At 72.3% G+C, this 13,959-nt stretch carries 11 protein-coding genes and 1 pseudogene; 9 read left to right on the top strand and 3 right to left on the bottom strand.

Annotated features, from left to right (window positions below):
* Positions 1-87: 87 nt before the first annotated feature.
* A complete protein-coding gene (locus KIN34_RS02825) occupies positions 88-1,407 on the bottom strand; it encodes a bifunctional o-acetylhomoserine/o-acetylserine sulfhydrylase (RefSeq protein ID WP_214346376.1) in 1,320 nt (439 codons plus the stop codon).
* A 453-nt stretch (positions 1,408-1,860) separates the two neighbouring features.
* Here KIN34_RS02825 and KIN34_RS17265 point away from each other — a divergent pair, with 453 nt between their 5' ends.
* The gene (locus tag KIN34_RS17265) at positions 1,861-3,294 is read left to right on the top strand and encodes a C40 family peptidase (protein ID WP_214346373.1); all 1,434 of its coding nucleotides are present in this window, start codon (positions 1,861-1,863) and stop codon (positions 3,292-3,294) included.
* Between the two features lie 131 nt (positions 3,295-3,425).
* Here KIN34_RS17265 and KIN34_RS02815 read toward each other — a convergent pair whose 3' ends face one another.
* Positions 3,426-3,920, bottom strand: a complete 495-nt coding sequence (locus KIN34_RS02815; protein WP_214346370.1) for an inorganic diphosphatase — start codon at positions 3,918-3,920, stop codon at positions 3,426-3,428.
* A 169-nt stretch (positions 3,921-4,089) separates the two neighbouring features.
* Between KIN34_RS02815 and dacB the strand changes: the two genes are divergently transcribed.
* From dacB to KIN34_RS02775, 8 genes are all read left to right on the top strand, one after another.
* Positions 4,090-5,505 (top strand): D-alanyl-D-alanine carboxypeptidase/D-alanyl-D-alanine endopeptidase, encoded by a 1,416-nt coding sequence (gene dacB, locus KIN34_RS02810; RefSeq protein ID WP_214346367.1) that lies wholly within the window; start codon positions 4,090-4,092, stop codon positions 5,503-5,505.
* 55 nt (positions 5,506-5,560) lie between these two features.
* Positions 5,561-6,622: an Rv3626c family coenzyme F420 biosynthesis-associated protein gene (locus KIN34_RS02805; protein ID WP_307858055.1), complete on the top strand. Its 1,062-nt coding sequence runs from the start codon at positions 5,561-5,563 to the stop codon at positions 6,620-6,622.
* 7 nt (positions 6,623-6,629) lie between these two features.
* A complete protein-coding gene (gene tilS, locus KIN34_RS02800) occupies positions 6,630-7,715 on the top strand; it encodes a tRNA lysidine(34) synthetase TilS (RefSeq protein WP_214346362.1) in 1,086 nt (361 codons plus the stop codon).
* Positions 7,716-7,726: 11 nt separating this feature from the next.
* Positions 7,727-8,281, top strand: coding sequence for a hypoxanthine phosphoribosyltransferase (hpt, locus tag KIN34_RS02795; RefSeq protein WP_214346360.1), 555 nt, complete (start codon positions 7,727-7,729; stop codon positions 8,279-8,281).
* Positions 8,282-8,454: 173 nt separating this feature from the next.
* On the top strand, positions 8,455-10,488 hold the full coding sequence (gene ftsH / locus KIN34_RS02790) for an ATP-dependent zinc metalloprotease FtsH (protein ID WP_214346351.1): 2,034 nt from the start codon (positions 8,455-8,457) through the stop codon (positions 10,486-10,488).
* The gene (gene folE, locus KIN34_RS02785) at positions 10,488-11,090 is read left to right on the top strand and encodes a GTP cyclohydrolase I FolE (RefSeq protein ID WP_214346348.1); all 603 of its coding nucleotides are present in this window, start codon (positions 10,488-10,490) and stop codon (positions 11,088-11,090) included. The genes ftsH and folE overlap by 1 nt, the downstream gene beginning before the upstream one ends.
* Before the next feature lie 4 nt (positions 11,091-11,094).
* Positions 11,095-11,724 carry a 1-acyl-sn-glycerol-3-phosphate acyltransferase gene (locus KIN34_RS02780; protein ID WP_214346333.1) on the top strand — a complete coding sequence of 210 codons (630 nt, stop codon included), beginning with the start codon at positions 11,095-11,097 and terminating at the stop codon, positions 11,722-11,724.
* 541 nt (positions 11,725-12,265) lie between these two features.
* The gene (locus KIN34_RS02775; protein ID WP_214346328.1) at positions 12,266-12,586 is read left to right on the top strand and encodes a hypothetical protein; all 321 of its coding nucleotides are present in this window, start codon (positions 12,266-12,268) and stop codon (positions 12,584-12,586) included.
* Positions 12,587-13,711: 1,125 nt separating this feature from the next.
* Here KIN34_RS02775 and KIN34_RS16635 read toward each other — a convergent pair.
* Positions 13,712-13,942, bottom strand: a pseudogene (locus KIN34_RS16635) (VOC family protein); the annotation flags it as partial.
* Between the last annotated feature and the right edge of the window lie 17 nt (positions 13,943-13,959).

Raw genomic sequence — 13,959 nt, 5'->3', positions numbered from 1 at the left:
TCGTCGGACACGAGGATCCAATCTACGCAGGGAGCTCCCGCCGCACCCGTCGCGACCGGGGGCCGGGACGGGTGCGGCGGGTGGGGGCTAGGCGCCCTTGGCGGCGCGGAAGCCCGCCTCGAGGTCGGCCAGGATGTCGTCGATGTGCTCGATGCCGACCGCGAGCCGGACCAGCCCGGGCGTGACGCCGGACAGCGCCTGCTCCTCGGGCGTGAGCTGGCTGTGCGTGGTCGAGGCCGGGTGGATCACGAGCGAGCGCACGTCGCCGATGTTGGCGACGTTGGAGTGCAGCTCGAGCGCGGAGACGAACGCCTGACCGGCCGCCGCGCCGCCCTCGAGCTCGAACGCGAGCACGGCGCCGCCACCGCGCGGGGCGTACTTGACCTGGTTGGCGTGCCACGGGCTCGACTCGAGGCCGGAGTAGTGCACACCCAGCACGTCGTCGCGCGCCTCGAGCCACCGCGCGACCCTCGTCGCGTTCTCGACGTGCCGCTCGACGCGCAGGGACAGCGTCTCGATGCCCTGCGAGATGAGGAACGCGTTGAACGGCGAGACCGCCGCGCCCAGGTCGCGCAGGAGCTGGATGCGCGCCTTGAGGATGTAGGAGAGGTTGGCGCCGAACGCCGAGCCGACGCCCAGCGCCTCGGCGATGTTGAGGCCGTGGTACGACGGGTCGGGCTGGTTGAACCCGGGGAAGCGCTCGGGGTAGCGCGCGTAGTCGAACGAGCCGCCGTCGACGATCACGCCGCCGATCGCCGAGCCGTGGCCGCCCAGGTACTTGGTGGCGGAGTGCACGACGACGTCGGCGCCCCACTTCAGCGGGTTGATCAGGTAGGGCGTGGCGACCGTGTTGTCGACGACCAGCGGCACCCCGTACTCGTGCGCGACCCCCGCAACGAGCTCGATGTCCAGCACGTCGGAGCGCGGGTTCGGGATGGTCTCCGCGAAGAACGCCTTGGTGTTGGGCCGGATCGCCGCGCGCCACGCCTCGGCGTCGTGCGGGTCCGTCACGAAGGTCGTCTCGACGCCCAGCTTGGGCAGCGTGTAGTGCAGCAGGTTGTAGGTGCCGCCGTAGAGCGAGGGGCTCGCGACGACGTGGTCGCCGGCCTCCGCGACGTTGAGGATCGCGAACGACGCGGCGGCCTGGCCCGAGGCGAGCAGGAGCGCGCCGACGCCGCCCTCGAGGGACGCGATCCGGTTCTCGACGACCTCCTGCGTGGGGTTGCCGATGCGCGTGTAGATGGGGCCGAGGTCCTGCAGCGCGAAGCGCGCGGCGGCCTGCTCGGCGGAGTCGAAGACGTAGGACGTCGTCTGGTAGATCGGCAGCGCCCGGGCGCCGGTGGTCGGGTCCGGGGACTGGCCCGCGTGGATCTGGCGGGTCTCGAAGCTCCAGCTCTCGTTGCTCATCGGTGGCTCCTTGCGGTGGGTGACGGCTGGTCCGTGACGGGATCCGCGGGGAGCTCGGGCAGCCGACGTCCGTCCCGCGGAGGGGGAGGGTGGCGCACGTGTCGAGCAGGGCTCGTGCGGGTCGATCAGCCCGTCAGGTGGTCGACGGGCCGCCCGCAGGCAGGCCGAACGTGCGCGTCAGCGACACATTCGGCGGCAGGTCATGACGGCAGAGTAGGCCGCGTGTGCCACGTGCTGACACGCCTATCTCACTGTCCGAGACAGATTCATCCGCGGCGCCCGACTCGTCCCGAGTCACATCCGTGTGACTCCTGTGACTGTTGTGACTGGTGTTCACTTCTGAGGTCGCGACGGGTAGCGTCCCTCGCGGACAGACGAGTGCACGTGGACGGGCGGGCGACCAGCCGCGCGCGGACGGGCACCCGACGAGCACGGGACGACGAAGGGGCGCGCGTGACGCATCGACGAGCCGGCGGCCGGCCGGGCCGCAGCGCGGGTGCGCTCGCGCTCGTCGCAGTGACCGCCGCGAGCCTCCTCGTCGGTGCGCCCGGGGCGGTCGCCGACCCGACGGGGCCGAGCGACGACGATGTGCGGCGTGCGCAGGAGGCCGTCGCGAGCGCGGAGCAGTCCGTGGCGCAGATGGAGGTCCGGCTCGCGCAGCTCAGCACCGAGGCGGACACGGCCGACCGGGCCGTCCAGCAGGCCGGCGAGGCGTACACGCAGGCGCTCACCGACGCGCAGGCCGCGCAGGACGAGTCCGACGAGGCCGCGCAGCGGTCCGCCGACGCCGCCGGGACCGCCGAGCAGGCGCGTCGCGAGCTCGTCGCGATCGCGCGCCAGGTCGCGCGGTCGGGGGGTTCCGCCGACGTGGTCGAGGCGCTGCTGTCCGCCGACGGGTTCGAGGACGTGGCTCGTCGGACCAGTGCGATGGACCAGATCACGAGCAAGGCGGACGACGCGGTCCAGGCCTACCAGGCGGCCCAGCTCGTGGCGGGCGCCCTGGCCGACCAGGCCCAGGACGCGGCACGTGACGCGCAGGCCGCGCAGGACACCGCGCAGACCGCGCTCGAGACGGCCCAGCGCACGGCCGACGAGGCGGACGCGGCACGGCGGACGGCCGAGGCGGAGCGCGGCACGCTCCTGACCCAGCTCGCCGCCGCCCGGGACACGAGCGTCGAGACCGAGCGCCGCCGCCAGGAGGCGATCGACGAGGAGCGGCGTCGGCGCGAGGAGGACGAGGCCCGGCGCGAGCGCGAGCAGACGCCCGACCCCGAGCCGACGACGCCGCCCGCGCGGCCGACCGACCCCACGACCCCGTCGGACCCCGACCCGACGACCCCGCCGGCCGACCCGGACCCCGACCCGACGACCCCGCCCGCGGACCCGGACCCCGACCCGACGACCCCGCCGGCCGACCCGGACCCGGAGCCCACCACCCCGGCGCCGCGACCGACCCCGACCCCCACGCCGACGCCCACCAACCCGGGCTACGGGCTGGGCACCGGGACCTCGCGCGGGTCGTCCTCGATGGGGCAGTCCGCGGTGGCGGTGGCCAGGACGCGGCTCGGTGCGCCGTACGTGTGGGGCGGCACGGGACCCGGCTACGACTGCTCGGGGCTCACGATGACGTCCTGGAGCGCCGCCGGCGTCGGCCTCTACCGGACCTCGCGGGACCAGTACAAGCAGGTGCTGAAGATCAGCTACTCGTCGATGCGGCCCGGTGACCTGGTCTTCTGGGGCACCAACCCGAACGACCCGAACTCGGTCTACCACGTGGCGATGTACATCGGCGGTGGGCAGATCATCGAGGCCCCGCGGCCGGGGCTGACCGTGCGCATCGCTCCGATGCGCTACTACGACGCGATGCCGTACGCGGGCCGTCCGTGACCCGGGCGCACCGGTAGCCTCACGTGCCGGGCGCGAGCAGGCGCCCGCACGACGACGCCCGGCCCCCCTCGGGGGACCGGGCGTCGCCTCGTACCGGCGGTGCGGCTGCCGTCAGCGGGTCGGTGGCCGCGTCAGTGGTCGTAGCCGGCGTCGATCGCGCGCTGGCGCGAGCGCTGGATCTCCGCCTCCGCCTCCGCGCGGCCCGTCCAGTGCGCGCCCTCGACGGACTTGCCGGGCTCGAGGTCCTTGTAGACCTCGAAGAAGTGCTGGATCTCCAGGCGGTGGAAGTCGGAGACGTCGTCGATGTCCTGGCGCCACGCGGCGCGCTGGTCGCCCGTCGGGACGCAGAGCACCTTGTCGTCGCCGCCCGCCTCGTCGCGCATGCGGAACATGCCGAGCGCGCGGCAGCGGATCAGGCAGCCGGGGAACGTGGGCTCCTCCAGCAGGACGAGCGCGTCGAGCGGGTCGCCGTCCTCGCCGAGGGTGCCCTCGATGAAGCCGTAGTCGTCGGGGTAGCGCGTCGAGGTGAAGAGCATGCGGTCGAGCCGGATGCGCCCCGTGGCGTGGTCCACCTCGTACTTGTTCCGCTGACCCTTGGGGATCTCGATCGTGACGTCGAACTCCACAGCACTCCTGTCCGCCGAACCGCCGGCCGGTGGGCCTGCGCTGTCGGTCACCTCGGCGGTGACCGGCGCGCCGGTGGGTCGGTCACCTCGTCTCGTCGTCATAGTCTGACGCACCGGCGGGCGGGCCGTCCCTCCCCGCCCGTACCGGGACGAGCTACGGAGCGTGATCATGGCCACAGGCGCCCGCGTCGTCGGCACGACGATGCTCGTCCTGGTGCTCGGGCTCGGCGGCTACGCCGTGGCCGACGCGTACGACGTCGTGCCCGGCGTGATGACGCTCGACCCCGTGCCGGCGGACGCCGCACCCTTCCCCACGGCCCCGGGGGCGGTCGAGCCGGACGACGTCGTGCCGGCCCTCGGCGCGCTCGACCCGCAGGCGCCGCAGCCGTCCGCCGACGGCGTCGACGCGCTGGTCGACGCGCTGGTCGACGACGATCGCCTCAAGTTCTCCGGCGTCGTCGTCGCGGACCAGCTCACCGGCCAGGTGCTCGCGGAGCACCGCGCGGACGTCCCGCGCGTGCCCGCCTCCACGCAGAAGCTGGTGACGGCGGTCGCCGCGCTCGGCACGCTCGACGGCGGCGCGGGGGTCGAGACCCGGGTCGTGCGCGGCAGCGGCGACCAGATCGTGCTCGTCGGGGGCGGGGACATGATGCTGGCGCCCGACGAGGGCGACCCGACGCTCGTCGACGGGCACGCGGGCCTGGGCGACCTGGCCCGCGCCGCCGCGAAGCGGCTCAAGCTCGCGGGGCTGACCGAGGTGACGTTGCTCGTCGACGACACGCTGTTCTCCGGCCCGTCCCTGCACCCGACCTGGACCGAGGGGGACCTCGCGCTCGGCTACGTCGCCCCCGTGACGCCGCTGGCCGTGCACATCGGCGCGACGAGGACGGACGTCGAGTACCCGCCGCGCTACCCCGACCCGACGATGGCCGCGGCCGAGGTGTTCGCCGACCGGCTCGCGGAGGCGGGCATCGGGGTGTCCGGCGACCCGCGCCGCGGCGCCGCGTCGGACAGCGCGACGACGCTCGCCTCGGTGACGTCCGCGCCCCTGACCCAGGTGGTGCAGCTCTTCCTCGAGCACTCCGACAACACCATCACCGAAGTGGTCTCGCGGCTCGTCGCACTCGACCAGGGGCTGCCCGCGAGCTTCGAGGGCGGGACGCAGGCGGTGCTGCGCGCGGTCGCGCGGCTGGGCGTCGACGTCACGGGCGCCACGCTCGCCGACGCCTCGGGTCTCGCGGACGGCTCCGAGCTGACCCCGCAGACCCTCGAGCAGCTGGTCCTGCTGGTCATGGACCCCGACGAGCCCGCGCTGCGGCCCATCGCCCCCGGCCTGCCGATCGGCGGGCTGACGGGCACGCTGGACGACCGGTACCTCGAGTCGCCCGCGCGCGGCCTGGTCCGCGCCAAGACCGGCAGCCTCAACGGCATCAAGGCCCTCGCGGGCACGGTGGTGACCGCGGACGGCCGCCAGCTCGCCTTCGCGGTCCTCACCACGCACCCGGTCGCCGACGGCCCGTGGGGCGCGCGCGCCGCGATCGACGAGTTCGTCACCGACCTCCACGAGTGCGGCTGCCGCGGCTGACCCGCTCGACGCCTTCCGGGGACCCGGGGGGATGGCTCCGGGTTACGGTGACGTCGTGAGCGCGCCGCGGGGTCCCGTCGACTGGGCGACCGCCGCGCGCGTGGCGGGGCGGATCGCGCCGCCCGGCAGCACCGCGCCGCGACCCGTGCTCGAGGACCTGGTCGAGGGGCTGCGGGAGGTCGCGGGCGTGGCCGCGGAGCACGTGGTGCGCGCCACGCGGATGAGTCCTGCCGACGGACGCGACCCGGCGGCCGTGTCGCGGGTGATCGTCGTGGACCGCGCCGGCTGGGCGCGCGCGAACACCCGGATGTTCGAGGTCATGGCGGCCCCGCTCGCCGACGCGACGCCACGCGCCACGCTCGCGGGGCGGCGGGCCGGAGGGCTGCAGGTCGGCGGCGTGCTCGCGCTGCTCTCGAGCAAGGTGCTCGGCCAGTTCGACCCGTTCACCCCCGCTCCGGGCCGGCCCCTTGAGGCGCCGGGCGAGGGACGGCTCCTCCTGGTCGCGCCCAACGTCCTGCACGTCGAGCGCGAGCTGAAGGTTCCGGAGGACGACTTCCGGCTGTGGGTCGCGCTGCACGAGCAGACCCACGCGCTGCAGTTCGCGGCGGCGCCGTGGCTCGCGGCGCACCTGCGCGAACGGTCCGGGCAGCTGCTGACGGACTTCGCGCGGACGTCCGACGAGCCGGTCGGCACGCTCATGACCGGCCTGTCCCGCGTGGTGTCCGGCACGGGCAGCGTCCTCGACGTGCTGACCCCCGAGCAGCGCGACCTGTTCGACGAGGTCGGCGCGGTGATGGCCCTGCTCGAGGGCCACGCCGACGTCACCATGGACGCCGTGGGCCGCGGTGTGGTGCCGAGCGTCCGGGAGATCCGGCGCAAGTTCGAGGCCCGCCGCGACTCGGGCGCGAACGCGCGGGGCACCGGTCGGCTGGTGCGCCGCCTGCTCGGGATGGACGAGAAGCTCGCGCAGTACCGCGAGGGCGCGGCGTTCGTGCGCGCCGTGCGGCGTCGGGTCGGCGTCTCGGGGTTCAACGAGGTGTGGACGGCCGCCGCGCACCTGCCGACGTCCGCGGAGATCGCCGAGCCCGACGCGTGGGTGCGTCGCGTGCACGGCTGAGCCGGGCGTGCCCGGTCCCGACCCGCGGGTCGCCGCGATCCGCTCGGCCGTCACCGCCGCGGTCGTGGACCTGCCCGACGACGCGCTCGTGCTGGTCGCGTGCTCGGGCGGACCCGACTCGCTCGCGCTCGCGGCGGGCGCGGCCTTCGCGGTCCCCCGGTCGGGCCGGGCCGCGCGCCGGCGGGCCGGAGCGGTGGTCGTCGACCACGGGCTGGTCGCGGGGTCCGACGAGGTCGCGCGGCGGACCGCGGGCACGTGCCGCGCGCTGGGGCTCGATCCCGTGCTCGTCGTGCGGGTGCAGGTGGACGGTCCGGGCGGACCCGAGGCCGCCGCCCGGGACGCGCGGTACGCCGCGCTCGAGGCCGCGGCGGACGAGCACGGCGCGGCGGCCGTGCTGCTGGGGCACACGCTCGACGACCAGGCGGAGACGGTCCTGCTCGGGCTGGCGCGCGGCTCGGGCGCGCGCTCGCTCGCGGGCATGCCCGCGGTGCGGGGCGTGCTGCGCCGCCCGCTGCTGGGCCTGACGCGCGAGGACACGCTCGGCGCGTGCGCGGCGCTGGGGCTCGAGCCGTGGCACGACCCGACGAACGCGGGGGCTCCCGGCGACCCGCTGCGCAGCCGGGTGCGGGCCGAGGCGCTGCCCACGCTGGAGCGTGTCCTGGGACCGGGCGTGGCTCGCGCCCTGGCCCGGTCCGCCGCGCAGCTGCGGGAGGACGCGGACGCGCTCGACCACGCCGCGGCGGAGCTGCTCGCGACGGCGCGCGCCGCATCGGCCGACTCGTCGGACCGCTCGTCGGACTGCTCGTCGAACGACGGACCCGACGAGGCGATCGACGTGCGGCTCGACGTCGCGACGCTCGTCGGGGCGCCGGACGCGGTGCGGCGCCGCGCGGTGCGGTCGGCGGTGGTCGCCGCGGGCGCGCCCGCGGGCGCGGTGCACCGCGTCCACGTGCTCGCGGTGGACGCGCTGCTGACCGACTGGCGCGGCCAGGGCCCGGTCCACCTGCCCGGGAGTCGGGTGGCGCGCCGTGCCTGTGGCACGCTTGTCGTCGGGCCCGACGACGAGCCGGCGACAGACGAACCGAACGCGTGACGGGAGCGGCAGTGGACCCTGCGGACATGGGAGACGACCTCGAGAAGGTCCTGCTCACCCAGGAGCAGCTGCACACGCGGCTCGACGAGATCGCGGCGCAGATCGACGCCGACTACGAGGGCAAGGACGTGCTGCTGGTCGGCGTCCTCAAGGGTGCCGTCATGGTCATGGCGGACCTGGCGCGGCGCCTGCACTCGTCGGTCGCGATGGACTGGATGGCGGTCTCGTCGTACGGCTCGGGGACCAAGTCCTCCGGCGTGGTGCGGATCCTCAAGGATCTGGACACCGACCTGACGGGCCGGCACGTGCTGATCGTCGAGGACATCATCGACTCGGGTCTCACGCTGTCCTGGCTCGTCTCGAACCTGCGCAGCCGCGGTCCGGCGAGCGTCGAGATCGCGACGATGCTGCGCAAGCCGGACGCCGCGAAGGTCGAGGTCGACGTGCGGTACGTGGGCTTCGACATCCCGTCGGAGTTCGTCGTCGGGTACGGGCTCGACTACGCCGAGCGCTACCGGAACCTGCCGTTCGTCGGGACGCTCGCGCCGCACGTGTACGGCGCCTGACCGCGCCCACGCCGGTGCCCGCGCGGTGTGGACCCGGTGCGGACCGGGTGTGCCCTGCGCGAACAGGCCCCGGGAAGAACAGCACCACCGTGTACTTTCGAGGCGATCAGCCCGTCCGACGGCACATGCCGGTCGACCGACCAGGAGGATGAGGGGCCCTGCCCCGAACGCCTATGAACGCCAAGCGCCTCGTGCGCGGTCCCCTGCTGTGGATCGCCCTGGCCGTCGTGCTGCTGTGGATCGGCGTGAGCACGCTGACCCAGCCGTCCGTGAAGTCCATCGACACCTCCGACGGCCTCGAGCTGCTCGCCGACGGCAAGGCCGAGCAGGCCAAGATCACCGACGGCGTGCAGCGGGTCGAGCTCACGCTGAAGGAGGACTTCGTCAAGGGCGAGGACAACCTCGGCAAGCTCGTGCAGTTCCAGTACGTCGCGCCGCAGGGCGAGACGGTCGTGGACGCCGTGCAGAGCGCTGACCTCGACAAGGGCTTCACCTCGGAGAACCCGCAGACCTCCTGGTGGAGCAGCCTGCTGTCGCTGGTGCTGCCGTTCATCATCATCCTGGCGATCTTCTGGTTCCTCATGTCGAACATGCAGGGCGGCGGCTCGCGCGTCATGAGCTTCGGCAAGTCGCGCGCCAAGCTGGTCTCCAAGGAGTCCCCGCAGGTCACGTTCGCGGACGTCGCGGGGGTCGACGAGGCCGTCGAGGAGCTCACGGAGATCAAGGAGTTCCTCTCCGAGCCGGCCAAGTTCCAGGCCGTCGGCGCCAAGATCCCCAAGGGCGTGCTGCTGTACGGCCCGCCCGGGACCGGCAAGACGCTGCTCGCCCGCGCCGTCGCGGGTGAGGCGGGCGTCCCGTTCTACTCGATCTCCGGCTCCGACTTCGTCGAGATGTTCGTCGGCGTCGGCGCCAGCCGCGTGCGTGACCTGTTCCAGCAGGCCAAGGAGAACAGCCCGGCGATCATCTTCGTCGACGAGATCGACGCCGTCGGTCGCCACCGTGGCGCGGGCCTGGGCGGCGGGCACGACGAGCGCGAGCAGACGCTCAACCAGATGCTCGTCGAGATGGACGGGTTCGACGTCAAGACGAACGTCATCCTGATCGCCGCGACCAACCGGCCGGACATCCTGGACCCCGCGCTGCTGCGCCCGGGCCGGTTCGACCGCCAGGTCGCGGTGGAGCCGCCGGACCTCAAGGGCCGCGAGCGGATCCTCACGGTGCACGCGCAGGGCAAGCCCATGGCGCCGCACGTGGACCTGACCGCCGTCGCTCGTCGGACCCCCGGCTTCACGGGTGCGGACCTGGCGAACGTGCTGAACGAGGCCGCGCTGCTCACCGCGCGCCAGAACGCGCAGCTCATCGACGACCACGCGCTGGACGAGGCGATCGACCGCGTGGTCGCCGGCCCGCAGAAGCGCACGCGCGTCATGAACGTCAAGGAGCAGAAGCTCACCGCGTACCACGAGGGCGGCCACGCCCTGGTCGCGGCGGCCCTGCGCTACACCGACCCGGTGACCAAGGTGACGATCCTGCCGCGCGGCCGCGCGCTGGGCTACACGATGGTCATGCCGGTCGAGGACAAGTACTCGGTCACGCGCAACGAGCTGCTGGACCAGCTCGCGTACGCCATGGGCGGGCGCGTCGCGGAGGAGCTGGTGTTCCACGACCCGACGACGGGCGCGGGCAACGACATCGAGAAGGCGACCGCGACCGCGCGCCGGATGATCACGCAGTTCGGCATGAGCAGCGACCTGGGCGCCATCCGGCTGGGCCAGGACTCGGGCGAGGTCTTCCTGGGCCGCGACATGGGCCACCAGCGGGACTACTCCGAGGAGGTCGCGGGCCGCATCGACGCCGCGGTCCGCGGGCTGATCGAGGACGCGCACGACGAGGCGTGGGAGATCCTGGTCGAGTACCGCGACGTGCTCGACGCGCTGGTGCTCGAGCTGCTCGAGAAGGAGACGCTCAACGCGCAGCAGCTGGCGGAGATCTTCCAGCCCATCGTGAAGCGCCCGCCGCGCCAGGTCTGGCTCTCGAGCGACCAGCGCTCGGTCTCCGACCGTCCGCCGGTGCTCACGCCCGCCGAGATCGCGGTGCAGGACGGCCAGGCCGTCGTGCCCGAGGACGAGGCCGCCGCGGCGAACCCCGAGCGCCCGCCGGTCGAGGCCGTCGAGACGCCGCCGTCGCAGACGCCCGAGCTCGACTGATGGTCGACCCGATCACGGCCCCCACCGGCGCCGTCGGCGAGTACGACCAGGACCGCGCGGAGGCCGCCATCCGCGAGCTGCTGCTCGCGGTCGGCGAGGACCCCGAGCGCGAGGGCCTGCGGGACACCCCGGCGCGCGTCGCCCGGGCGTACCGGGAGATCTTCGCCGGCCTGCGGATGTCGCCGCAGGACGTGCTGACCACCACGTTCGACCTCGGTCACGAGGAGATGGTGCTGGTCAAGGACATCGAGGTGTACTCGACGTGCGAGCACCACCTGGTGCCGTTCCACGGTGTCGCCCACGTCGGCTACATCCCGGGCGAGCACGGCCGGATCACGGGGCTGTCCAAGCTCGCGCGGCTGGTGGACGTGTTCGCGCGCCGCCCGCAGGTGCAGGAGCGGCTGACGTCGCAGATCGCCGACGCGCTGGTCGAGGCGCTCGAGCCGCGCGGCGTGATCGTCGTGGTCGAGTGCGAGCACCTGTGCATGTCGATGCGCGGCGTCCGCAAGCCCGGCTCCCGCACGGTCACCTCGGCGGTCCGCGGCCAGATGCGTGACGTCGCCACCCGGGCCGAGGCCATGAGCCTCATCCACGCGCGCTGATCCCATGGACCTCCGACGCGCCGCAGCGCGCGCCTACTGGCGGGTCAGCCGCTGGCGCCTGGTCACCGAGCGCCCGCCGCGCGACGGTGCCGGCATCCTCATCGGCGCCCCGCACACCTCGAACTGGGACTTCGTCCTGATGCTCGCGATCGCCTGGGAGCAGGGCATCCCGTTCCGCTGGCTCGGCAAGCACACGCTGTTCTCCGGCCCGGCCGGCCCGCTCATGCGCGGCCTGGGCGGCATCCCCGTCGACCGCCGCGATCCCGCTGGCCTGGTCGACGAGCTGATCGCCCGCGTGCGCGACGGCGAGCGGTTCTACCTCGTCGTGACGCCCGAGGGCACCCGCAGCGGCCAGGGCTGGAAGTCGGGCTTCTACCGCATCGCCCGCGAGACGGGCTGGGGTGTCACCCTCGGCTACGTCGACCGCACGACGATGACCACGGGCCTGGGCCCGACCATCGAGCTCACCGGCGACGTGCGCGCCGACATGGACGTCATCCGCGCGTTCTACGCCGACAAGGCCGGTTTCCGCCCCGAGCGCCGCACGGAACCCCGCCTGGCGTCCGAGCAGGCCGCAGGGCAGTCCTCTCAGCCGACGGCCGACGGCGCCGAAGACCCGGAGGTACGCCCGTGAGGTTCATGCGCTCCCGCACCGTCTTGGTGGCCGTCTCAGTCGTCGCGGTCCTCGCACTGGTCGGCTCCATCGGCCTGGCCATGCTCGCGGCCTGATCGCGACCAATCGTTCGAGGCGTCCTCCGCGCCGGTGGGCGCGGTGCTTTGATGGGTGCGGAGATGCGACGTCGACGCGGATCTCGGTGAGCTGAGAGGACGGCTGAGTTGGCTAAGGGCGTCTTCAGCGGGGGAGAGTCAGGGGAAGACTAATGATCGATTTTCGATCCGGCTTGCTCGACAATGGATTCCGCCCGAGCCTCACCTGGGAAAAAATCCGGCTATATCTATTCGAACCGGACGGGCGAGCAGGTGTGCATCACGAGTCGAGGAGGCGGGTGGGATATCCGCATTCGCAATAGGGCAAACAACTGCTTGGACGGGCATGGCAATGTCGCCGGGAACAGTGGTTCGCACGGCATTCGGGTTCTTTCGAGATGAGAATCTTGGGACCCGGCGCCGTTGTCGAATGGCTTTACGGCGAGGGAGGTCTCTCAGAAGCGCTGTTGACCAGGATCGAGTTTGCCCACCACGGGTATTCTGTGCACCTGACGTTCTCGATGGTGATCGACGGCAAGACCGGTCGTCCGCGCCAGGTATCGCGCGCCGTGCGCATCGAGCTCGACGGCGTCCAGCTCTTTATGCTCCACGGCGGCCTAAACATATACATGCTGGAGCATCCTGAGAATATCGACTGGGGCTTGAGCGAGGTTGCGCACGTCAGCATCGCTGAACTCCAAGGCGGCATTCAATGCGATGTTAAATGGGAGGGCGATCGGAGCATCTCTGTGGAATGTCGCGGCGTAGTTCTTCAGGACGATTGCTAATGCCACGTCTCGTAAGTCACGCATCTAGACGCTCACGCTCCCGCAGATCACCAGGAAGGGGGCGTCTGGTGGGGCGCGGGTGTTGGGTGGCGAGACAGTCACGACGTACTTCGATGCGACGTCGGTGCCGGCGTGGATGGTCGGTGCGTTCGGGTGGGGCACGTATGTGGCGGAGTCTCGGCATGACCGGGCGGACTCAGCATGGATATGCGACCAACATGGACTACTTCAATGCACAGTGAACAGAATGTATGCTGCCGCGTTTGCGGCTATCTCCCCGATCAGCCGCCATGGGGGCAGTCCGGCAGCGACCCCTCGTGGGATTTCTGCCCGTGTTGCGGTGTCGAATTCGGATATGGCGACGCGACTGAAGTCGCAGCCAAGCGTTATAGGTACCGATGGCTAGCCGCCGGAGCGGTCTGGGCTGATGCCTCCGTCCCGTCCGACGGGCTGGACGTGCAGGTGAGGCTCGCTCGGATCCCGGATAGATTTCGCTGATTACTAGATGGGGCCGTCGAATCGCATAAGAATGGTCGCGGAAGACCCTGCCGGCGTCGATGTGTAGGCGAGTGTCCGAGGTTTCGACGACGCTTGCCTCTCCTTGGTCGGAAGGCGTGCAACGACGAAGGACGGTGTTCCCTTCGGCCTGGCGAGATGCAGTGATGAACGGGATCGGGAACCAGGGCGCGGTGCCACGGCACGGCCACGACGACCGTCACCGACGTGCGGGGTCGCACGGTCGAGCTGACCGAGCACAATCCCCGCTCCCAAGGTCGCCATCGATCCGCTGACGGGGGCGGGCAGTGTGCCCGGGTTCGACGGCCGTGCCAGGCCGGCCGGTGGGGTGGTGAGCGTGGGGCACGGCTACGATCCGGCGGGGAATCTGACCACGGTCGCCGACCAGGGCCGCAATGGCGTGGCGGGCGGTGACGACAACTCCTGGGTACTCCTACGACTTCGCGGGCCGGCAGGTCACGGCGAGCGACCCGGGCCGCCTGCGACCTGCTGGGGCAGGTGACCGCGGTGACCAACGGGCAGGGTCGGACGCTGCGGTACGCGTACGACGCTCTGGGTCGCAAGACGTCGTCCTCTGACGCCGCAGGGATCGCGCGGACCTCGTTCGAGCTCGGTGACCTTGGCGAGGGACTCGTCGATCGAGTCGACCTCGACGTAGCTGCGTGGCTGGGTGAAGACCTCGGAGCGCGGTGCGAGGCCGCCGCCGCTGATCTTGTTGGGCGCCTGCCACATGGGGTAGCCCTCGAAGCCGGGGATCTCCGCGATCTGCCAGCCGAAGAGGCCGCCGTAGAAGCGGCTGGCGGCCTCGTTGTCCGAGACCGGGATGTCGATGTGCGTGATGTCCCCTGCGGCATGAC

Origin of the sequence: Cellulomonas fulva (assembly GCF_018531375.1) — a bacterium.
Classification (GTDB): Bacteria; Actinomycetota; Actinomycetes; order Actinomycetales; family Cellulomonadaceae; genus Cellulomonas; species Cellulomonas fulva.
This window is presented reverse-complemented; position numbering and strand designations above follow the sequence as displayed.